The 21,360-nt window shown below is 70.3% G+C and carries 16 protein-coding genes; 3 read left to right on the top strand and 13 right to left on the bottom strand.

The genetic code is table 11. The features are described from left to right. Positions 1–4: 4 nt before the first annotated feature. The 8 genes from ACWELJ_RS07430 to ACWELJ_RS07395 form a co-directional block, all read right to left on the bottom strand. Positions 5–1,732 (bottom strand): GAF domain-containing sensor histidine kinase, encoded by a 1,728-nt coding sequence (locus tag ACWELJ_RS07430; RefSeq protein ID WP_452365328.1) that lies wholly within the window; start codon positions 1,730–1,732, stop codon positions 5–7. A 125-nt stretch (positions 1,733–1,857) separates the two neighbouring features. After that, positions 1,858–4,167: a phosphoenolpyruvate synthase gene (gene ppsA, locus ACWELJ_RS07425; protein WP_452365327.1), complete on the bottom strand. Its 2,310-nt coding sequence runs from the start codon at positions 4,165–4,167 to the stop codon at positions 1,858–1,860. Continuing rightward, the gene (locus ACWELJ_RS07420; RefSeq protein WP_452365326.1) at positions 4,160–4,336 is read right to left on the bottom strand and encodes a hypothetical protein; all 177 of its coding nucleotides are present in this window, start codon (positions 4,334–4,336) and stop codon (positions 4,160–4,162) included. The genes ppsA and ACWELJ_RS07420 overlap by 8 nt, the downstream gene beginning before the upstream one ends. Further along, positions 4,333–4,809, bottom strand: a complete 477-nt coding sequence (locus ACWELJ_RS07415; RefSeq protein ID WP_452365325.1) for a DUF2267 domain-containing protein — start codon at positions 4,807–4,809, stop codon at positions 4,333–4,335. Before ACWELJ_RS07415 ends, ACWELJ_RS07420 begins: the two co-directional genes overlap by 4 nt. A 26-nt stretch (positions 4,810–4,835) precedes the next feature. Further along, positions 4,836–5,390, bottom strand: a complete 555-nt coding sequence (locus ACWELJ_RS07410; protein WP_452365324.1) for a flavodoxin domain-containing protein — start codon at positions 5,388–5,390, stop codon at positions 4,836–4,838. A gap of 83 nt (positions 5,391–5,473) precedes the next feature. Continuing rightward, positions 5,474–6,352: a DUF302 domain-containing protein gene (locus ACWELJ_RS07405; protein ID WP_452365323.1), complete on the bottom strand. Its 879-nt coding sequence runs from the start codon at positions 6,350–6,352 to the stop codon at positions 5,474–5,476. Positions 6,353–6,712: 360 nt separating this feature from the next. Next, entirely contained in the window at positions 6,713–8,983 is a 2,271-nt protein-coding gene (locus tag ACWELJ_RS07400) for a heavy metal translocating P-type ATPase (protein ID WP_452365369.1), read from the bottom strand. Between the two features lie 161 nt (positions 8,984–9,144). Further along, entirely contained in the window at positions 9,145–10,611 is a 1,467-nt protein-coding gene (locus ACWELJ_RS07395) for a flavin monoamine oxidase family protein (RefSeq protein ID WP_452365322.1), read from the bottom strand. A 57-nt stretch (positions 10,612–10,668) separates the two neighbouring features. Here ACWELJ_RS07395 and ACWELJ_RS07390 point away from each other — a divergent pair, with 57 nt between their 5' ends. After that, a complete protein-coding gene (locus ACWELJ_RS07390; RefSeq protein ID WP_452365321.1) occupies positions 10,669–11,205 on the top strand; it encodes a TetR/AcrR family transcriptional regulator in 537 nt (178 codons plus the stop codon). A gap of 268 nt (positions 11,206–11,473) precedes the next feature. Then, on the top strand, positions 11,474–11,872 hold the full coding sequence (locus ACWELJ_RS07385; RefSeq protein ID WP_452365368.1) for a pyridoxamine 5'-phosphate oxidase family protein: 399 nt from the start codon (positions 11,474–11,476) through the stop codon (positions 11,870–11,872). Between the two features lie 16 nt (positions 11,873–11,888). Here ACWELJ_RS07385 and ACWELJ_RS07380 read toward each other — a convergent pair whose 3' ends face one another. The 4 genes from ACWELJ_RS07380 to ACWELJ_RS07365 all read right to left on the bottom strand — a co-directional run bounded on the left by ACWELJ_RS07380 (position 11,889) and on the right by ACWELJ_RS07365 (position 17,053). After that, a complete protein-coding gene (locus ACWELJ_RS07380) occupies positions 11,889–12,194 on the bottom strand; it encodes an amphi-Trp domain-containing protein (RefSeq protein WP_452365320.1) in 306 nt (101 codons plus the stop codon). Between the two features lie 32 nt (positions 12,195–12,226). Then, the gene (mgtA, locus tag ACWELJ_RS07375) at positions 12,227–14,908 is read right to left on the bottom strand and encodes a magnesium-translocating P-type ATPase (RefSeq protein WP_452365319.1); all 2,682 of its coding nucleotides are present in this window, start codon (positions 14,906–14,908) and stop codon (positions 12,227–12,229) included. 424 nt (positions 14,909–15,332) lie between these two features. Continuing rightward, the gene (locus ACWELJ_RS07370; RefSeq protein WP_452365318.1) at positions 15,333–15,980 is read right to left on the bottom strand and encodes a response regulator; all 648 of its coding nucleotides are present in this window, start codon (positions 15,978–15,980) and stop codon (positions 15,333–15,335) included. A gap of 74 nt (positions 15,981–16,054) precedes the next feature. After that, a complete protein-coding gene (locus ACWELJ_RS07365) occupies positions 16,055–17,053 on the bottom strand; it encodes an Acg family FMN-binding oxidoreductase (protein ID WP_452365317.1) in 999 nt (332 codons plus the stop codon). Between the two features lie 106 nt (positions 17,054–17,159). Between ACWELJ_RS07365 and otsB the strand changes: the two genes are divergently transcribed. Beyond that, on the top strand, positions 17,160–21,161 hold the full coding sequence (otsB, locus tag ACWELJ_RS07360) for a trehalose-phosphatase (protein ID WP_452365316.1): 4,002 nt from the start codon (positions 17,160–17,162) through the stop codon (positions 21,159–21,161). Here otsB and ACWELJ_RS07355 read toward each other — a convergent pair. Next, a complete protein-coding gene (locus ACWELJ_RS07355; RefSeq protein WP_452365315.1) occupies positions 21,146–21,352 on the bottom strand; it encodes a hypothetical protein in 207 nt (68 codons plus the stop codon). The two genes, otsB and ACWELJ_RS07355, sit on opposite strands and share 16 nt — an antisense overlap. Positions 21,353–21,360 lie beyond the last annotated feature (8 nt).

The raw sequence follows: 21,360 nt of genomic DNA, 5'->3' as shown, positions 1-21,360 counted from the left end.
CCGGTCACTGCAAGGGCACGGCCCAGCGCAGCAGGGTCCCCGCGCCGTCGGGGTTGGCGCCGAAGGAGAACGTGCCGCCCAGCTGTTCGGCTCGGCGGGTCAGGTTCTGCAGGCCGCTGGGGGTGATGCCGGCGGGAATGCCGCGGCCGTCGTCGGCGATCAGGACGGTGAGATCGTCGGAGACGTCGATGGTCACCGCGACGGTCTCGGCGTGCGCGTGCCGGACGGCGTTGGAGACCGCTTCGCGGACCACGGCTTCGGCGTGATCGGCCAGCTCGGCCGCTACCACCGACAGCGGTCCGGAGATGCGCAACGAGGTGCGCAGCCCGGTATCGGCGGTGTGCTTGCGGATGACCTCCTCGATCCGCTGCCGCAGCCGGGTGCTGCCCTCGGCGCCGCCGTGCAGATCGAAGATGGAGGTCCGGATCTCCTGCACCACATCCTGCAGATCGTTGATGACATCGGAGATCCGTTCCCGGATCTCGGCCGAGCGGGCGCGGGCCACGGTGCCCTGCAGGCTCAGCCCGGCCGCGAACAGCCGCTGGATGACGTGGTCGTGCAGGTCCCGGGCGATGCGGTCACGATCGGTGAGCACGTCGAGCTCCCGCATGCGCTGCTGCGCTTCGGACAGCTGGATGGCCAGGGCGGCCTGACCGGTGAAGGCCGCTGCCAGCCCCTGCAATTCGTCCGAGAACGGGGGCGCGCCGACCGGTCGGACCATGACCAGCACCCCGAAGGTCGAGTCCTGCGCGTTGAGCGGCAGGACCAGCGACGGACCGGCGACGAGTTCGGCGTCGAGACCGAGATCCTCACCGGCTTCCGGGCATTGGGGCAGGCCTTGGCGAAACGCTCGCCCGACAGTGGTTCCGGCGGTGCGGGCGAATCCGCTGTGGGTCCTGCCATCGGGCCCGGAGCAGTGGCTGATCCGCAGCCCCTCCACCGCGTCGGGGTCGCTGTCGGGTTCGTCGTCGACCGCCAGGAACGCCCAGGCCGAGTCGGTCAGCGTGCGCGCGTGCACGACGACGTGCGCGAGGACCTCCCCGGCATCGGTTCCGGCGAGGAATTCGGTGGCGACATCGCGCGTCGCCTCGATCCAGGCCTGCCGGCTGCGACTGGATTGGTACAGCCGCGCGTTGTCGATGGCGGTGCCCGCGGCCGCGGCGAGCGCCTGCACGATCACCTCGTCGTCCTCGGTGAACGGCTGGCCGCCGGCCTTCTCGGTGAGATACAGGTTGCCGAAGACCTCGTCGCGGATCCGGACCGGGACACCCAGGAAGGTGCGCATCGCGGGGTGGTTGGCCGGAAAACCCACCGACGACGGATGATCGGCGATGTTGTCCAGACGGATCGTCTTGGGCTGGGTGATCAGCAATCCGAGGACGCCACGGCCCTCGGGCAGTTCGCCGATCTCGGCGCGCGTCGCCTCGTCGATGCCCTCGTAGATGAACTGCTCGAGCGGATCCTGCCCGTGCTGATCCTGACTGCGGACGCCGAGGGCGCCGTAGCGGGCGTCGACGAGGCTGATGGCGGTGTGCACGATGGTGCGCAGCGTCTGGTCGAGATCGAGCCCCGAGGTGACCGCGAGCATGGCCTCGACCAGGCCGTCCATGCGGTCGCGGGCGTCGATGATCAGCTCCACCCGGTCCTTGACCTCTACCAGCAATTCCCGCAGCCGGAGCTGGGAGAGGGTTTCGCGCACCGAGTAGGAGCCGTCCTGGGGCTCAACGGTCATATCGTCTTCCTGTACGTGTGGGATCCGCGCACGATTTGTCCGTTACGGCCTGCCCCGATTCTAGGTCGGTGCCGATTCTAATTCGGTTGTAGCGCGTGACCTGTACAACGAGAGCCGAGCGGCGATCACCTCCCCGACCGCATGGCCAGCGCGTGGTCCAGCAGGACGCGCCGCTCGGCCGCCGCGACGGCGCGCCGGGTGCGCTCGACCGCGTCCGGGGAGACCGAGACCGAGGTGATCCCGGCCCGCACCAGGTGCTCCACGAATTCCGGTCGGGTGGAGGGCGCCTGGCCGCACAGCGAGGAGGTGATGCCCAGCAGTCGCGCGCTGGTGACGATCTGCTCGATCGCGTCGAGGACGGCGTCGTCGGATTCGTCGAACAGTTCGGCGCACTCCTCGGAATCGCGGTCCACGCCGAGCATGAGCTGGGTGAGATCGTTGCTGCCGATGGAGATTCCGTCGATCCCGAGCTCCACGTACTCGGGCAGCCGGTACACCACCGATGGCACCTCGGCCATGACCCAGCGATGCAGGCCGCGCTGGCGGCCCAGCGGACTGCCGTCGACCAACTCCAGGCAGGCTTCGAGTTCCCAGCGGGTGCGGACGAACGGAATCATCAAGTGCACGTTCGGGGTCTGTTCACGCACCCGCGCCAGGGCGGCCAGTTCCAGCCGGAACATCTCGGGTTGGCGCACATAGCGGTAGCAGCCCCGGAAGCCGATCATCGGATTGTGCTCGCTGGGCTCGTAGCGCCCGCCTCCTTCCAGGGCTCGGAATTCGTTGCTGCGCATATCGCTGGCGCGATAGATGACAGGTCTGGTACCGAACGCGGAGCTGATCCGGAGGATCGAGGAGGTCATGCTCTGGATGAATTTCTCGTCCTCGCCACGGGCGATGAGGTCCCGCGGGTGCCGCCCGCCGAGCGCCTGGGTCAGCAGGACCTCCGCGCGCAGCAGGCCGACCCCGTCGGCATCGGTGGCGGCGACGCGTTCGGCGGCCTCGGGCAGCGCCAGGTTCACGTAGACCCGCGTGGCGGTGGCCTCGGGCACGGCGACAGCCGTGACCGCGCGGGGGACGGCCGTGACCGCGGCGGGCAGCCGGTTTCCGGCGTAGACCTGACCCGCGGAACCGTCGACGGTGACCTCCTCACCGGTGGCGAGCTGCGCGGTGGCGGTGCGCGCGCCGACGATGCACGGAATGCCGAGTTCGCGGGCCACGATGGCGGCGTGGCAGGTCATGCCGCCGCTGTCGGTCACCACGGCGGCGGCCCGCGAGAGGGTCGGCAGCCAGTCCGGGTTGGTCATGGGGGCGACCAGGATCTCCCCGTCACCGAGTGCGGAACCTTCGGCGGGAGAACGCAATACCCGGACCGGTCCGGTGGCGCGACCGGGCGCCGCGGCCAGCCCGCGCGCCAGGACCCGGCCCTCGACGGTGTGCGCCATGGGCGGTTTCGCGTCGACGTCGTCGGGCATCGTCGTGATGGGTCGCGCCTGCACCAGCCACAGGTCGTGATCGTCGAAGGCCCATTCGACGTCCTGGGGGCGGCCGCCGTGGTGCGCCTGCACCTCGAGCGCGAGCCGCGCCACGGCCAGGGCCTGGTCCTCGGTCAGCACAGGGGCCTGGGCCTCGGACTCGGAGAGCTGGACACGCCGGTCGCCGTCGGGACCGGCCACGATGACGAAGCTCTGGTGGCCGATCCGGCTGTCGAGCAGCGTCGGCCCCGCGGCGTCGAGTACGTAGGTGTCGGGCGTGACGGCTCCCGACACCACCACCTCGCCCTGGCCGCGCGCCGCCTCGATGACGAGGCGATCGCGCGAGCCGCCGGCCGGGTCGGCGGTGAACGCGACCCCGGCCGTGCGGGCGGTGACCATGCGCTGCACCACCACGGCCATTTCCGGGTGCTCGTGCATGCCGCGCCGCGCCCGATAGGTCAGGACTCGCGGCGTGAACAGCGACGCCCAGCAGTCCGAGAGCGCGGTGATCACCTCGTCGTCGCCGTGAATGTTGGTGCGTGACACGTTCATTCCGGCGAAGGACGCGGTCGCGCTGTCCTCGCCGACCGCCGAGGACCGGACCGCCACGAGGACGTCGTCGCCGAGCCGGTGGTAGGCCGACAGGACGGCGTCGCGGACCGACGGCGGGATGGGGGTGTCGTGGACGAGTTCGCGCATGCGGCGGCACAGCTCGTCGAGCTGCTGTCCGGCGGCGCGGGTGGCCCCCGCCGCCGCGGCGAGCCCGCGCGTGTGCAGCTCGTCGAGTTCGGGGCCGTGGGCTCCGGCCCGGATCACCTCCTGGTAGGCGGCGGCGAGCACCACGAAACCCGGTGGCACCGGGAGCTTCGCGGCGACGAGCTCGCCGAGGTTGGCTCCCTTGCCGCCGGCGCGGTCGGTGTCGGTCAGCCGCAGTTCATCGAAGGTCGCGACGAAGTCACCCATGACTACTCCAGTTCTTGTTCGATCCCGGCAGTAGCAGCAGCCCCAGGATCGGGATGGTGAGGACGAGCAAGGCGCACAGCAGCACCGTCGGCGACGCGCCGGTCAATTCGAGGCCGGTGACGACGAAGGGCAGTGCGATGACGAACAGGGGCGCGTGGCGAATGGTCACGGGCGGACCTCGGGAGCCTCGAAAATGCCCGCCGCGGTGAGGATGTCGCTGAAGTCGGCGCCGAGCAGCAACCGTCGCAGCGGTGCGGGGAGCTGGGCCAGGACGTGGTCGAGCTGGCCGGGGGAGAACAGTTGCGCCAGCGCGTCGGTGACCGCCGCGGCCGACCGCCTCGCCTCGTGCACCGACATGTCCGCCGAACGGGCGAATTGGTGCAGGAACGACTGCGGATCGTGCGGCACCGGAACGCGTCCCGGCGTCCAGCCCTCGTAGTAGACGCCGCGCAGCAGGGTCGGCAGTTGCGCGCTCAGATGTGCGGCGGCGCCGATATCGAGGCGGTCGCGCACCGTGTGCAGCCAGGCGCGCAGCGCTTGGTGCGCGGCCATCCGGTCGGTGTCGAGCCGGTCGGCGACGGTGCGCAGCCAGATATTGCCGGTGTGGATGGCGGGACCGAAGGGATCGGTGTGGTGACTCATCGGCGTGGCCTCTCTCGCGGAAAAGGTCAGGGGTGGGTCGGGATGGCCTGCGCCCGCGGCAGTTTCAGCTCTCCGGCGATGTCGTCGGTCCAGGCCGTGATGGCGGTCCAGTCGCGGAGGTCGCCGTAGCGCGGGCCGCCCATGAGGCGGTAGAGGGTGCGCGCCGACACCGAGACGCCCGCGCGTTCGTAATGGCCGGCGAACGCGCGGTAGTCGCGCGGGGTGATCGTGTCGCGCAGCGCGGCAATCTCTTTCGGGACGACGCGGCCGATCAGGTGTCCGATCGGGCCGACCAGGGCGGGACCCAGGCCGACGCTGAACAGCCACACCGGACGCGCGCGCAGTTCGTGGCGGTGGGAGCGGACGTAGTCGCCCAGCTCGGGCAGCAGGGCCCGGTCGTGGACGGCGCTGCCGAGGATGACGGCGTCGAAGCGGGTCGGATCGGGTGCGTGTTCGGCGTCGGCGACCTCGACGGTCGCGCCGCGGGCCGCGAGGGAGGCGCCGATGTAGTCGGCGATCTCGCGGGTGGACCCTTGGGCGGTGGCGTAGACGACGGCGATGCGTGCGGTGTTGTTTTCCATGAGTCGAGCGTGCTCGCACAGCCGAAATTCGGTGAGAGGACTCCTACCCGCGTCGGCCGGGACCATGGTCCCCGGCATCGCCGTCAGCCTGCGGCGGCGGCGGGCTGGGCCAGGACCGCCAGCGCCCCGGCGAGCATCCGGCGAACCTCCTCGGCCGAGGTGGCGAGTTCGGGCCGGGCCAGGACCTGGACGAGCAGGGTGGGATCGACGGCCTCGACCAGCACGCCGGTCTCGTCGGACCGCACCACCACGGTGCAGGGCATCAGCAGCCCGGCCTCCCGGTCGGTCGCCAACGCCAGGCCCGCGAGCTGCGGATTGCAGACACCCAAGATCAGGTACTCCTCGATGTGCTGACCGGTCCGCTCCCGCAGCGCCGCCTGCACGTCGAATTCGGTGACGACACCGAATCCGTTCTCCCGCAACGCTGTTCGAGTTCGCTCGACCGCATCGGGGAAGGTGATCGGCAGATGGACCGCGATCGCCGGGGCGGGGGCGACCGGTATCCGGATCTCGGTGATGAGCAGCCTGGGGTCGTTCACTTCGTCCGGCCCGATCAGGTAGGCCTCGGTCGGCGGCCCGACGGGGCGGTATCCGGCCTGCTGCAACCACTCGCGCAGGGCGCGGTAGGCCGCGTCGATGTCGCCGTAGCCGCCCCGGTGGCTGGTGCGAGCCACCAGCGTCGGGGATTGGATGACCAGTTCGGCGCCGGAGCTCGGACCCAGTGCCGGGGCCGCTTCGATCGGCAGTCCGAAGTCGACGATGATGGCCTCCTCGGCGGGCAGCTCCCGGTGGAAGGTGATCATCGGTGCGCCGTTCGCGGTGAGCCCCGCCTTCTCGGCGACCTCGGTGAGCCGGCCCATGCCGCTGATGATGCCCTCGCTCAACAGGTCCGGGCGGATCTCCAACGGTATGCGCAGCACCGCCTGGGGCGGTGTCTCGCAGACGTTGACCCGGTACTCCATCGCAGGCCTCCTTCGATAGTGGTGTCTTCAGCCTGCGCACGGGCCGGGCGCGGCTCCAGAGGCGAAGGTCCCGGTGGAGCTGGAACAAGTCGATGATCGCGGCGCGGCGAGCGCCGCGGGAGGACCTAAGTCCCGGGATCGGCCGACCTCTGCGGAATCGCGGGCGGGGCCAAGAGCATCGTGAACGCCTACCTTCGACGCTGTGTGACGCGGCTCACCGGGAGCAGACTTGTCGTATCAGCCAGAAGTTCCCGGTTCGAAGTTCGAAGGGCGACAACGGCGTCGCCCGAGCGAATGGCCCGCCACAACGGCGTAGCGGCGCACTCGCGGCGATCAGACTTCGGCCCGGGCGGGCGATCATCACAACGATTCGTCGGCGGCGAGAACGAAGAAGTTCTCCTCCTCCTGCACGAAGTGCAGTCGCAGGACCGCGTGGAGGCCGTAGAGGCACGCGAGCAGATCGTCGATCTGGCCGGGGTCGAAACCGCCACGGGCCCGGGCGAATTCGAGATGGGTACCGATTCGCGTGGTCAGCCGCTGGATCTCGGCGTGTGCCCGGCTCATGGTGGCCGTCGCCTCCGATCCGCCGAGCGGCCCGGCCAGCGCCGGGTAGAGCTGTGTCTCCTCGGCCCGTTCGTGGGGCAGCAGATCGTCGAGCAGGAAGCGGTGGGCGGTCTCGAGGGCCTTCAGTGCTTCGGCGTCGGGGTGCTCGGCGATCCGGTCGGCCACCGCGCGCAATGCGGAGAGCGTGTCGCGCAGTGTCTCGTGTTCGGCGGCGAAACGTCGCAGCAGTTCGTCGGTGTCGGCCGGCACGGCGCGCCCGCTCGCGGGGGCGGAGCGCAGCGCTCGCAGCGCGTTGAGGATCACGGTGACGTCGATCGCCTCCTGGAGCAGCGCACCGGCCGCGGGCGGCAGCCATCCGAAGGCGGCGACGACCATGGCCAGCAGCGACAGACCCATCCCGACCGTCGCGCTCTGCACCGCGATCCGCCGCGACCGGCGGGCGATGTCCATCGCGTCGGCCAGGCGATCCAGCCGGTCGGTGGTGAGGACGATATCGGCGGCCTCCGACGAGGCGGTCGATCCGCGCGCGCCCATGGCCACCCCGACCGTGGCCGCGGCCAGGGCCGGAGCGTCGTTGATGCCGTCGCCGACCATCACCGTCACCTGCCGATCGCTCTCCCGCCGGACCGCCTCGACCTTGTCGGCCGGACTCTGATCCGCGTACACCTCGTCCAGGCCCAGGACGGTGGCGACTTCCCGGGCCGGTTCGGGGCGGTCACCGGTCAGCATGACGAGCCGGTTCAGTCCCGCCTCACGGAGCCGGCGCAGCGTGCGGGGAGCATGGCGCCGCAACGGATCTCGCAACAGCACGGCGCCGAGCGGCTCGTCGTCGACGGTGATCCAGGCGATCGCGGCGGAATCCAGCCGGGCCCGATTCATGACCGGCCGGGCCCATTCCGGGACGGCCGCGGCGTCGGGCAGTTTGCCGACCTGTACGCGGCGGCCGTCGACCACGCCGCTCACACCGTGGCCGGCACGCTCGGAAACCGATGTGGCGACCTCGAGCGGCAGGCCGCGCGACAGGGCCTCGGTGACGATCGCGGCGGCCAGCACATGCGGGGACAGCTGATCCACCGAGGCGGCCAGCCGCAGCAGCCACGTGGGATCCGTGCCGGGGGCCGCGGCCACCTCGGTGACGACGGGCCGCCCGGCGGTAACGGTACCGGTCTTGTCCATCACCAGAGTGGTCGCGCGGCCGAGGTTCTCCAGTGCTCCGCCGCCGCGGACCACGACGCCGATCCGGGACGCTCGGGACAGTCCCGACACGATCGCGACCGGCGCCGCGAGCAGCAACGGGCAGGGTGTCGCGACCACGAGCACCGCCACCGCCCGGGTGAGCGACCCGCTGAACCAATAGGACGCCCCGGCGACCGCCAGGGTCAGGGGCAGGAACCACGCGGCATAGCGATCGGCCAGCCGGACCGTGGGCGCGGTGGCCGCACCGGCTTCGCGGGCCAGCCGCACGATTCCGGCGTACGCGCTGTCGTCGGCGGTCGCGGTGGCCCGCATCTCGAACACACCGCCGGCATTGAGCACGCCGCTGCGCACCGGTTCCCCGGCGGACCGCTCGACTTGCAACGGCTCACCCGTCAACGCCGATTCGTCCAGCACGGCAACCGAATCCAGAATCCGGCCGTCGGCCGGCACGACCTCTCCGGCGGCGACCACCAGGATGTCGCCCGCGGCGATCTCGTCGAGGCCGACGACGTGCACCACCGCCCCGCGTCGCCGCCGTGCCGACCGAGGCGCACGTTCGAGCAGGGCCCGCAGATCCCGAGTCGCCCGTCGCTCGGCCGCGGCGTCGAGCGCGTGCCCGCCGCTGAGCATGACCGCGATCAACGCGCCCGCGAGATACTCGTGCACCCACAGCGTGCCGGCCAGTGACAGCACCGCGATGAGATCGACCCCGGCGCGACCTCGGCGCAGCGCCGAGACCACCCACCACAACGCCGGCACGATCGCCACCACCGTGCCCGCGGCCCAGCACCACCGGGCGATCTCGACCGCACCGGCGACCCGGGCCACCGCCCCGGCCAGCAGCGGCGCGATCGTCGCGCCCAGCAGCATCGCGTTCACGATCCCGGTGTGCTGCTCCCACCGCGGCCGATTCCGTGTCTCGGGCACCATGATGCTCCCTTCCGGCTGGATCGAGTACCTCTGAAGTGCACCGCATCGATCGGACACGCCACAGGGCCACAGTCCCTCGGAAGGGGCTGTCTTTGGACTCCTCAGCCGGTGATCCGCCGCGCGGCGCGCAACCCCGACGCGTACGCGCCGTGGACGGTTCCGAACGAGTCGCGGTGGGTCGCCTCGCCCGCGAAATGGACCCGCTCGTCGATACCCGCTGCCAGATGATCACGCATGACCGGGGTCGATCCGATCTTGTTGAACGAGTAGGAGCCGTGGGCGTAGGGGTCGTGCGCCCAGCGCGTGATCTGGTAGTCCAGCGGCGCCGGGATGCCGGATCCGTAGATCGTGCGCAGTGTGCTCATCGCACCGGCGACCAGGTCGGCATCGGACCAGCTTTCACTCGCGCGACCGAAGTCGGCGGCGTTGAATCCGAGCAGGATCGGCTGCCCGGCGGCGCGGGAGAAGTTGACCCACTGTCCCCACTGCCCAGCTTTGTCGAGGCCGGGTATGTAGGTCAGCCAGTCGGTGTCAGGCCAGAACTTCGCGGGAAATCGCAGATAGCACTTGTCGAGAACACCCATCCCGAGCTTTTCGACGGCGGCGGCTTTGTCGGTGGGCAGGCCGGGAGTGAATTCGACGGTGCCGCTCTGCAATACACCCAGCGGCAGCGTGACCACGACGTGGTCGCCGCGAAAGGTGTCGTCGCGCGTGGCGACGGTGACCCCGGCGTCGTTCCAATCGATGCGCTCGACCACCTGTCCGGTCCGCACGCTCAGGCCGGTGGCGAGGAACGCGGGGATCGCGGAGAATCCGCCGGGGAAAAGGACGTCCTTGCCCTTGATCTTCGCGTCGCTGTCGAAGTACAGGCTGGACAGCTCGTCGACGCCGCCCGCGTACTCGTGCTCGTAATCGTTGAGCACGGAGGCGACCAGTGCCTTGTCCGGGTCGGCGAGCGACGGCCAGTTCACCGCTTGCTGTGCCACCGCCCGCACCGACGCGTCACGGTCTTCCTCGTCGTCGCGATCCTGGTTGTCGCGCAGTGCTTTCGCGACCCGTGACCGCCATCGCCCGATCGCGGCTGTCGTGGCGTCGTCGGCCGGATGCCCGTCTGTTCCGTAGTCCGTGCCGTTGTCGTAGCTGGTCGACACGGTGGCGGCGCCGGCTCGGCGGGCCAGGTCGGTGATCGGATTGCCGTCGACGCCGTGAATCCAGGTTGCGCCCAGGTCCGCGGGCGCGTCGGACCAACGGGCGCTGGTCCACACGCGGCCGCCGATTCGATCCCGCGCCTCGACCACGAGGACGTCGTGGCCCTGATCGGCGAGCGATCGGGCCGCGGCCAAGCCCGCGATCCCCGCTCCGACGACGATGACGCGCCGTTGTGCGCCTGTGGGCGGCGCGGTATCCGAGTCGTCGCAAGCGGCAGCCGCGGCAAAGGCCAAGGCGGACAGGGCGGTTGTCCGCAGGAATCCGCGCCGGTGCATCGTCATGAGTGCCGACCGATCTGTCGTGGATGCTCGCATTCGAGCCGGTTCCGCACGACCTCGTAAAATGATGAATTGGTACACCAAAGGTTACATTGAGACATCGGTGTGTCAAACGAGACTGATGGAGTTCATTCAACGATGCGTACCGATGGCATGGAAGTCCTCGACTCGGCGATCCCGGTACTCGCCAAAGATCGCGGGGCGTCGATGCAGGTCCTCGCCGCCGGCGCCGGAATCAGCCGGGCGACGCTGACGCGCCTGTTCCCGACCCGGCAGGTGCTGGTCCAGGCGATGGCCGAGAAGATCCTCGACGACTGCGATCGCGTCCTGACCCGGGCGGAAAGCGGCGGGCACGCCGTCGACGGGGTGCTGCATCTGCTGATCGGGGAGTACCAGCCGTTCGCGCAGCTGTGGAACCTCGTCTATGTCGAGCCGGACGCTCTGGGCGAGCCGACCGCGCGATCGGAGGAGATCTTCACCAGAATCGTCGCCCTGCTGGTCGCGGGCCAGGACGCCGGTGTGCTCCGCAAGGACATGCCCGGGACCTGGCTGGCCTCCACGTTCTGCGGACTGGCCGAGACCGCGTGGGAACTCACCCTCGAAGGCCACATGGGCGCGCGCCAGGTTCCAGGCTTCCTCGAAGCGGTTCTGCTGAACGGGCTCGGCGCCCGGTAGGCGCCGCTCGGTGCCCGAAGGACGTCCGAGACGGGACCTTCGGCCCTGTGAGTCCGGCCGGTATCGGTGATGACATGGAATCTCGGGGGAACGCATCGTGTCAGGGGACCGTGAGGAAAGGTTGTCAGTTCATGCGCGCGTACGAGGCTCGATCGGTCCGAATGCGCTGGTGGCCGGAGGCATCCGGCCCGCGGGCGCGCCGGGTCGCCGGAGCCTTCGCGTGAACGGGCCCGCCGAGCGATCGTTCGGTCTCCGCGCCACCGTGGCCATGGGCCGCGAGGAGGCGCTGCGGCTGCTGGCGAGCGTGCCGTTCGGGCGGGTGATCTTCACCCGGGACGCGCTGCCCGCTGTGCGGCCGGTGAATCACCTGGTCGACGAGGGCGAGATCGTCATCGTACGAACCCGGCTCACCTCGCGGCTCACCTCGACGGTGCGCGCGGACGAGAACGTCGTCGTCGCCTATGAGGCCGACGACATCGATCCGGTCGAACAGCTCGGGTGGTCGGTGGTGGTGACGGGCATCGCCCGCCCGGTGACCGATCCCGAGCGCGTCGCCCGCTACGAGGCGACGCTGCGGCCGTGGGTGGACGGGATGATGGATTCCATCGTCGCCATCGAACCGACCCTGGTGACCGGGGTGCGGCTCGTGGCGAAGAAGGCGGGATAGCCGTCTCGACCTTGCTTCAGGCGTAGGGGTCGTCGATCTCCCATTCCTCGTCGTCGTTCTTGTCGACGCCGGTGTCCTGGTCGGTATCGGTGTCGGTGAAATGCAGCCGGGCAACGACTTTCGTTCGATCGTCATGATCGGAACGCGTGATCTCCACCTCGCCGTGCAGTTTGTCCGGAAGCGTGAGCGTGCCGGTGGTGCCGCCGCTGCCGTAGGAAATGGCGCCCCGGGCGTCGAGTTCGTCGGCCAGCTCGCGCAATTGGTCCGCGAGCTCGACGCGATCGAGGATGCGTTGCTCTTCGTAGATCTTGTGGTGTGTCATGTAGGAAGCACACCGCACCCGGCCGCGGGGCTCTAGGGACCAAATGCCTGTACCGGTTGTGCGGAAGTCCCCGGCGCGGAGTGGGTTCCGATCGCGAAACGCGCTGCGCGACGCCGCAATCGGTGGTCGGTGCGGCGGTCGCGGCCGGCGGGTACGGGTGGGGGTGTGCGGAAGAACCAGCGTTTCGCGGCCTCCGCCAACGCGAGGTACACCAGGATCATGGCGAGCAGTGCGGCGAAGAACCCGGCGGGCAGCGGCGCGAAGCCGAGCGCGGACGCCAGCGGCGTCACGGGCAGCAGCGCGCCGATCCCGACCGAGGCCAGGGCCGCGGCGAGCAGGACCGCGCTGGGACGGCTGCGGAAGAACGGCGTTCTGCGGGTGCGGATCACGAACAGCACCAAGGTCTGAGTGGCCAGCGATTCGACGAACCACCCCGTGTGGAACAGGGTTTCGCCGGCGTGGAACACCCAGAGCATGATGGCGAAGGTCGCGAAGTCGAAGATCGAGCTGATCGGTCCGAACACCAGCATGAAGCGCCGGATCAGCGCGATATCCCAGCGTGCGGGGCGGGCCAGCTGCTCCCCGTCGACCGTGTCGGTGGGGATGGCGAGCTGCCCGGCGTCGTAGAGCAGATTGTTGAGCAGGATCTGCGAGGGCAGCATCGGCAGGAAGGGCAGGAACGCCGACGCGCCCGCCGCGCTGAACATATTTCCGAAATTGCTGGACGTTCCCATCAGGACGTACTTCATGGTGTTGGCGAAGACACGACGGCCCTGGGTGACGCCGTCGGCGAGCACCTGCAGGTCCTTCTCGAGCAGGACCACGTCGGCGGCGTCCTTGGCCACGTCGGTGGCGGCGTCGACGGAGATGCCGACGTCGGCGGCATGCAGGGCGAGCGCGTCATTGACGCCGTCGCCGAGGAAAGCGACGTCCACGCCGAGCGAGCGTTGCGCGCGCACGATGCGGGCCTTCTGCTCGGGGTCGATGCGCGCGAAAACGGTTGTGGTGTCCAGCCGCGCGGCGAGTTCGGGGTCGGTGAGCCGATCCAGGTCGGCGCCCGAGAGGATCCCCTCCACTCGCAGACCCAATCGCTCACACACCCGCGCGGCCACGTCGGGATGATCGCCGGTGATCACCTTGACCGCGACGCCGAGTGAGGTCAGGCGGCTGATCGCCGCTGCGGCAGAGGATTTCGGCGGATCGAGGAAGACCAGGAATCCGGCCAGCGCGAGCCCGGTCTCGTCGGCGGCCGTCAGCGATGTCGTCCCGGGCGCGGACCGGGTGGCCACGGCGACCACGCGATGCCCGGCCGCGAACTCCTCGGTGAGGGCTCGGGTGGCGGACTCGGGGACTTGCGCACAGCGGGCGAGGACGGCCTCGGGTGCGCCCTTGGTGACGACGATCCGCCCGCTCGCGGGCGAGTCGAGCAGCACCGAGACCATGCGGCGGCGATGATCGAAAGCCAGTGCCGCCAGCCGTGCGTACTGTCGCGCGGCCGCCCGGGGCGCGTTCGGAGCCGCCCACAGCGCGGTATCGAGTGCGTCGCCGCCGGCCAGGACGCCGTTCTCGATCGCGCTGTCGGTGCACGCCATACCGAGCGCGATGAGATCGGCGCCCGGAGCGCCGGCGGTGACCGCGCGCAGGAACTCGATCCGGCCCTCGGTCAGGGTTCCGGTCTTGTCGGTGAACAGCACTTCGATATCGCCGAGATCCTCGATGCAGACCAGTCGCTTCACCAGCACCTTGCGCTGGGCCAGCTGCCGCGATCCGGCGGCGAGGCTGGTGGACACCACCGCGGGGAGCAGCTGGGGCGAGATCCCGACCGCGATCGCCAGCGAGAACATCAGCGCGTCCAGCAGCGGCCGGTGCAGCACCAGATTCACCGCGAAGATACCGATGGTCAGGACGGCGGCCACCCGGACCAGCAGCATCGAGAACCGGCGCAGCCCGACCTGGAATTCGGTCTCGGGCTCGTGGTGCGCCAATCCGGCCGCGATACGCCCGAACTCGGTGTCGCCGCCCGTCGCGATCACCACGCCACGGCCCGTGCCGGAGGCGGCGACCGTGCCCATGAGCGCGCAGGAGGTGAGTTCGGCGATCGAACTGCCCGCGGGCACCGCGTCCGGCGACTTGCGCACCGGTTCGGCCTCGCCGGTCAGCACCGATTCATCGCAGTGCAGGCCGGTCGCGGACAGCAGCCGCAGATCCGCGGGCACCAGTTCCCCCGCCCGCAACTCGACGATGTCGCCGGGAACCAATTCCAGCAGGTCGATCGATCGGGCCGCGCCGTCGCGCACCACCACGACCCGGTGCCGGATGCGGTCGCGCAGCGCGTCGGCGGCCTGCTCGGCGCGGAACTCGTTGACGGTGCCCAGGCCCACCGACATGGCCACGATCACGCCGATGACCACCGCGTCGGTGCGCTCGCCCAGGAAGAAGGAGACCGCGGCGGTCACGGCCAGCAGTAGCAGGAGCGGGGAACGCAACTGCCTGGCCACGACCGATCCGAGACGCACGCGTCGGGTGCGAATGGCATTGGGGCCGAACAGGTCCGCTCGGCGGGTGCGTTCGGCCTCGGTCAGGCCGGCGGCACCGGTGGCCAGCACGGTCGTCACCCGGTCGACCGGTTGCGACGCGGCGAACGCGGCCGACAGGGCCTGAACCGGTTGGCGCGGCCCGATATCGGCGACCACCGCACGCGTGTGCATCGACATGTCTTCGAGGGTCGCGCGGGATCCCCGGGATCGATAGGGCCCCCACGCACGCGCGCCAGGGACCAAAGGCCTTGTAGCCGAGGACTTGCCGCCACTGCGGTAGCCGGGCACTGCCACGCATGATTGGCAGGTCGATCCCCGAGGTTCCGGGCGGTTCCACCAGCGAGGCGCGGGCGGTCCGCATGCCGGATCGCGCTGTACGCCGGTCGATTCGAGTCTCCGCCGCGACGTGACACCTGCAGTCATGGGAGACGATCACCGGACCGGCGATGCCGGAGACGCCCGGTCTGCCGCCTTCGCTGCGGAATCGCTCCGGCCTCGGGGGTCGGCTTGCGGGAACGCGGACGCAGGCACCGGTCGTTGTGCGACGACGATGAACGCCGCACCCCGACCAGCGGGCGCGGCGTTCGGTCGCGATCTCGAGCTAGACCGGCCGGGGGTGGTCGCCCTGCAGTTTGGAGGCGTAGACGGCGGCCTGGGTGCGGCGTTCCATGCCGAGCTTGGCCAGCAGCCGGGAGACGTAGTTCTTGACGGTCTTCTCCGCCAGGAACATGCGCTCGGCGATCTGCCGGTTGGTGAGACCCTCGCCGAGCAGGTCGAGGAGTTTGCGCTCCTGCTCGGTGAGCCCGGCGAGGGCGCCGTCGGACTGGGTGCTGCGGCGCAACCGGTCCATGAGCGCGGCGGCGGCGCGGTTGTCGAGCAGGGAGCGGCCGGCTCCGATCTCCTTGATGGCCTTGGCCAGTTCCATGCCCTTGATGTCCTTGACGACGTAGCCGCTGGCCCCGGCGAGGATGGCGTCCATCATGGCCTGCTCGTCCGTGAACGAGGTGAGGATGAGGCAGCGCAGCCCATCCAGGCGGGAGAGCAGATCGCGGCACAGTTCGATGCCGTTGCCGTCGGGCAGCCGCACATCGAGAACCGCGACATCGGGTTTCAGGGCGGGGATCCGGGCCAGGGCTTGGGCGGTGTCGGACGCTTCGCCGACGACGGTGATGTCCGGGTCGCTGTCGAGCAGGTCGACGAGCCCCCGGCGGACGATCTCGTGGTCGTCGACGAGAAATACGGTGGTCATGGCCGCTTCCGATCTGCTTGGGGCTGTCACGTCAAACATAACTCGCGGGGCACACAGTAGGGCCGCGCCGGCCATCATTCGGCGGCCGAGTTCGCGGGCGCGGTGACCTCGAGGATCCGCGCGAGCGGCAGCCGCGGCGTCCGGGTCGGCACGCGGTCCGACGCCGCGACGCTGCCGACCCGCACCAGCACCTGGGGCTGCTGATCACTGCCGGTGAGCGCGCGGATCATGGCGCGGCTGCGCGGCAGTTCGGTCACATGGGACACCGGGCAGGTGGCGTAGCCGGCGACCGTGCACTCGAGCAGGATCGTCGAGAGCGCCTCGCCGCACCGCACCAGTTCGACCGGGCTGTCGCCGCTGGACACGACCACGACGACGGAGTGGTCGTCATCGAGTTCGGTGCGGCGTGATTCGCCGCCGACGGCGGGCAGCACCCGGTTCATCTCGACCCGCTCCCGCTCCTCGGCCGATATCCGAGCGGCCGGGGGGATTCCCTCCGAGGCCAGCGAATGCCCTGCCCACCACTGCAATTCGGCCTGATAGCCGGAATCGTAGCGGCGCACCGCGGCGGTGAGCCGCGAGGCGTGGGCCAGCTCGCCGCGGGCCTCGGGGGGCAGCACGGTGACCACGGCGTCGACCGGATCCACGACCACCGGCAGCACCGGTTCGAAATCGCGCCAGCCCTCCGGCGCGGTGAACGGGAGGCGGTCGGTGTAGCGCTTGTCGATGGCGGCCGCGCGATCGAGATCGGCGTCGGTCACCAAGCGCGCGGGCTCGAAGGTCACCGTCGCCAGATGGTCGTGGCGGGTGGGATTGGGGAAGTACGCGACCCGGGTCTGCCATCCGGTCCCCGCGAGGGCGGCGCGCAGGTGCCCCAGGGCGACACCGCAGCTGATCAGCATTTCCCGTCCGGAGGCGTCGGTGGCGGGCAGCATGCGCTCCCGCACCGAGTACAGGTGCAGGGCGGCGCCGTCGAAGACCCAGCGCCACGGCTGGCTGTTGTGCAACGAGGGCGCTCGACCGGACAGCCGGACGGCCTGCTCGATCGTGTCGCCGCTGGGTAGTGGGCTCATGGACTCACGCTAGGACGCGCGCGGTTCCAGCCGCAGGGGCCATTGGTCCTCGGTGCGGTGCTACAGGACCCTTGGCGACACGCCGGGCGCGACGCACGCTGAAGTGGTGGACGAGCACACCCAGGCCACGCCGCTGATCGATGCGCGGCGACATGACGCGGTGATCTTCGATATGGACGGTGTGGTGACCGACAGCGCCTCGGTCCACGCGGCGGCCTGGAAGGACACCTTCGACGATTTCCTGAGCCACCGGTCGGCGGTGACCGGCGAGGATCTGTCGCCGTTCGGCGCCGACGACTACCTGACCTCGGTCGACGGCGTTCCCCGCTATCAGGGAGTCGCCAACTTCCTTGCGGCCCGGGGCATTTCACTGCCCTTCGGAGACCCCGCCGACGCCGAGGACGCCGGCACGGTCTGCGCGCTCGGCAATCGCAAGGACCGGCTGTTCCTGGAGCGGATCGCCCGCGCCGGGGTGCCCGCGTTCGGTGCCACGGTCGCGCTGGTCCGGCGCTTGCAGGCCGCGGGGATCGGTGTCGCGGTCTTCTCCGCCAGCCGCAACTGCGCCGAGGTCCTGCGGGCCGCGGGCATCGGCGACCTGTTCCCGGTGCGGGTGGACGGGATCGTCGCCGAGGAGCTGGGTCTGGCGGGCAAACCCGATCCCGCGATGCTGCTCGAAGCCGCCCGCCGGCTCGATGCCGAACCTGGACGGACCATCGTCGTGGAGGACTCCGAGGCGGGCGTGGCAGCCGGTCGGGCGGGTGGTTTCGGCCTCGTGATCGGTGTCGACCGCGGTGGGCACGCGGCCCGGCTCGCCGAGCGCGGTGCCGACGTGGTGATTCCGGATCTCGCGCGCGTGGGGCTGCGTGACGGATTCCGGCGCATGTCGGAGCTGCCCACCGCGACGACGGCCCGGGTAAGGGACCTGCTCGACACCGAAAAGGCCTCGGTTCTACTGGATTTCGACGGCACCCTGTCCGAGATCGTCCCCGACCCGGCCGCCGCGACGCTGGTGGACGGCGCGGCCGCGGCGCTGGCGCGGCTGGCCTCGCGGTGCCCGGTGGCCATCGTGAGCGGTCGCGAGCTCACGGATCTGCGCGAACGGGTGGGAGTGGACGGGCTCTGGTACGCGGGGTGTCATGGATTCGAGCTGCTGGCTCCGGATGGCACGACCTACGTGCACGACGCGGCGCCGGGCGCGGAGCTCGCACTCGCCGCGGCGGCCGCGGAACTGCGGCGGGCACTCGGTAAGATCCCTGGAGTTCTCGTGGAGCACAAGCGGTTCGCCGTCGCCGTGCACTACCGGCGGGTGCCGCCCGAACACGTCGCCGCGGTGACCGCCGCGGCGCACGCGCAGGCGCACGACCGGGGCCTGCGGATGACGGGCGGGCGCAAGGTGGTGGAACTGCGGCCGGACGTGGACTGGGACAAGGGAACCGCGCTGCGCTGGATCCTCGGCCATCTCACCACCCCCGTCCTGCCGATCTACCTCGGCGACGACCTGACCGACGAGGACGCCTTCGACGCCGTCGAGGCGGAGGGGATCGCGGTGGCGGTCCGCCACGACGAGAACGGTGACCGCCGCACCGCCGCCCGCTTCGCGCTGCCCGGACCCGAGGGCGTATGCGCGTTCCTCGACGATCTGGCCGGGCTGTTCGAGGCCGAATCGGCGGGGGCCGTGTCGGATTCGTGGGTGTTCGCCTTCGACGGCTACGACCCGGCGCACGAGCGCCTGCGCGAGGCGTTGTGCACGGTGGGCAACGGCTTCCTCGCCACCCGCGGCGCCGCGCCCGAATGCGCGGCCGGGGAGCAGCACTATCCGGGCACCTACGTGGCGGGGATCTACAACCGGCTCGTCGACCAGATCGCCGGGCGCACGGTCGACAACGAGAGCCTGGTGAACCTGCCGAACTGGCTGCCGGTCACCTTCCGCGTCGGCGACGGCGACTGGCTCGACATCGATACCGTCGAATTGCTCTCCTATCGGCAGGAATTCGATCTGCGGCGGGCGGTCCTGCTGCGGCAGTTCCGCTTCCGGGACGCCACCGGTCGGATCACGCGGGTGTGGCAACGCCGCTTCGCGGCCATGCACGCCCCGCACCTGTGCGCGCTGGAGACGGCCGTGACGGCCGAGAACTGGTCGGGCACCGTGGTTTTCCGGTCGACGGTGGACGGCGCGGTGCGCAACGGCCTGGTGGCACGGTATCGCGCGTTGTCGGGCGAGCACCTCGAGCCGGTCTCGGCGCGTGAGCTGTCGCCCGAATCGGTGCTGCTGGTCGTGCGCACCGGGCAGTCGGGGATCCCGGTGGCGACCGCCGTGCGCGGAACCCTGCACCGCGACGGGGTGAAGCTGTGTCCCGCGACCGAACTCGTCGAACTCGACGGCGCGATCGGGCACGACCACGGTGTCACGATGACCGAGGGGGACACGGTCGTGCTGGAGAAGGTCGCGGCCGTCGTCACCGGCCGCGACCATGCCGTCTCGGCGCCCGACGACGAGGCCGCGCGGTCCCTGCGCGTCGCCGGCCGCTTCGCCGACCTGCTCGAATCCCACACCGCCGCCTGGGAACACCTGTGGGACCGGCTGCGCATCGATTTCGGCGACGGCGATCGGGCGAGCCGGGTGATGCGGTTGCACCTGCTGCACCTGGTGCAGACGCTCTCGCCGCACACCGCCGATCTCGATGTGGGGGTGCCCGCGCGCGGGCTGCACGGCGAGGCGTATCGCGGACACGTCTTCTGGGACGAGCTGTTCGTGTACCCGGTCCTGAACCCGCGCTTCCCGAGACTGGCACGCGGGCTGCTGCGCTACCGGTACCGGCGGCTGCCCGAGGCCCGCCGCGCGGCCGCGGCGGCGGGGCAGCGCGGTGCGCTGTTCCCGTGGCAGTCGGGTTCCGACGGCCGCGAGGAGAGCCAGCTGCTGCACTTGAATCCGCTGTCGGGGCACTGGAATCCGGATCCGAGCCCGCGCGCCCACCACATCGGCAGCGCCATCGCCTACAACGTCTGGCAGTACTACCAGGTCACCGGCGATATCGAATTCCTCACCGACTACGGGGCCGAACTGCTGGTCGAGATCGCCCGATACTGGGGGAGCCTGGCCGACTACGATCCCCACCACGACCGCTATCACCTGCGCGGCGTCATCGGGCCCGACGAATTCCACACCGGCTCGCCCGGTGCGCCCGGATCCGGCGTCGACGACAACGCGTACACGAATGTGATGGCGGTCTGGACCCTGCTGCGCGCCCAGGACGCGCTGGACCGGCTGACCCCGCGGGCGCGGGCGGAACTGCTGGAATCACTGCGCGTTTCGCCCGGTGAGGTCGCCCGGTGGGAACACGTGAGCCGGCGCATGGCGGTGCCGTTCCACGATGGCGTCCTGAGTCAGTTCGACGGGTACGAGCTGCTGGCCGAACTGGACTGGGACGGTTACCGGCGGCGCTACGGCGATATCCAGCGGCTGGATCGCATCCTCGAGGCCGAGGGCGACGACGTCAACCGGTACCGGGCCGCCAAGCAGGCCGACGTGCTGATGCTGTTCTACCTGTTCTCGGCCGACGAGCTGCGGGAGATGTTCGATCGGCTCGGCTACGAACTGCCCGGCGAGATGATCCCGCGGACCATCGACTACTACCTGGCCCGGACTTCCCACGGATCCACGCTCAGCGCGGTGGTGCACGCCTGGGTGCTGGCTCGCGCGCACCGCGGAAAGGCCATGGAATTCTTCGACCGCGTGCTCGACTCCGATATCACCGACATCCAGGGCGGGACCACGGAGGAGGGAATTCACCTGGGAGCCATGGCCGGCAGCATCGACCTGGTGCAGCGCTGCTTCACCGGGATGGAGATCCGATCCGATCGGCTGATCTTCAACCCGTGCTGGCCCGCGGAACTGGGGGAGTTGCGCTACTCGATCATCTATCGCGGACATCGCCTCGCGATCCGAATCAGCGCCGGCGCGCTGGAGGTAGCCGCCGATCCGGGACACGCCGATCCGGTGGAGGTCCACTGTGACGGCATCACCGAGCTGCTGGCGGCCGGGGCCACCGTACGGGTGCCGCTGGACGCGCGGGACTTCGTGGCGGGCCGCGATCAGGAACGCAGCTGACCGACACCCCAGCGGACCAGCCCCACCGCGACCGCCAGATATTCGGCGAACGCGAGGTAGACCAGCACCGCGCCGTACAACCGCGCCCAGAAGACCAGATAATCGGCGGCCGCGGGGATCGCGACGACCATGACCGAGCCGAGGACCAGCGCCGCGATGGCGACGGCGTGGGGTGGTGCGGGAGAATCCATGGCAACCA

The sequence above is a fragment of the Nocardia sp. NPDC004582 genome (genome assembly GCF_053602115.1).
Note: the sequence above shows the minus strand (reverse complement) of the source record. Positions and strands in the feature narration are given on the sequence as shown.

Bases quoted from the DNA above. Each gene is read 5' to 3' on its own strand.
- ACWELJ_RS07430 (WP_452365328.1), bottom strand. From the start codon at position 1,732: ATGACCGTTGAGCCCCAGGACGGCTCCTACTCGGTGCGCGAAACCCTC.
- ppsA (WP_452365327.1), bottom strand. From the start codon at position 4,167: ATGGGTGACTTCGTCGCGACCTTCGATGAACTGCGGCTGACCGACACC.
- ACWELJ_RS07415 (WP_452365325.1), bottom strand. From the start codon at position 4,809: ATGAGTCACCACACCGATCCCTTCGGTCCCGCCATCCACACCGGCAAT.
- ACWELJ_RS07410 (WP_452365324.1), bottom strand. From the start codon at position 5,390: ATGGAAAACAACACCGCACGCATCGCCGTCGTCTACGCCACCGCCCAA.
- ACWELJ_RS07405 (WP_452365323.1), bottom strand. From the start codon at position 6,352: ATGGAGTACCGGGTCAACGTCTGCGAGACACCGCCCCAGGCGGTGCTG.
- ACWELJ_RS07400 (WP_452365369.1), bottom strand. From the start codon at position 8,983: ATGCTGCTGGGCGCGACGATCGCGCCGCTGCTGGCCGGGGCGGTGGCC.
- ACWELJ_RS07390 (WP_452365321.1), top strand. From the start codon at position 10,669: ATGCGTACCGATGGCATGGAAGTCCTCGACTCGGCGATCCCGGTACTC.
- ACWELJ_RS07385 (WP_452365368.1), top strand. From the start codon at position 11,474: ATGGGCCGCGAGGAGGCGCTGCGGCTGCTGGCGAGCGTGCCGTTCGGG.
- ACWELJ_RS07380 (WP_452365320.1), bottom strand. From the start codon at position 12,194: ATGACACACCACAAGATCTACGAAGAGCAACGCATCCTCGATCGCGTC.
- mgtA (WP_452365319.1), bottom strand. From the start codon at position 14,908: ATGTCGATGCACACGCGTGCGGTGGTCGCCGATATCGGGCCGCGCCAA.
- ACWELJ_RS07370 (WP_452365318.1), bottom strand. From the start codon at position 15,980: ATGACCACCGTATTTCTCGTCGACGACCACGAGATCGTCCGCCGGGGG.
- ACWELJ_RS07365 (WP_452365317.1), bottom strand. From the start codon at position 17,053: ATGAGCCCACTACCCAGCGGCGACACGATCGAGCAGGCCGTCCGGCTG.
- ACWELJ_RS07355 (WP_452365315.1), bottom strand. From the start codon at position 21,352: ATGGATTCTCCCGCACCACCCCACGCCGTCGCCATCGCGGCGCTGGTC.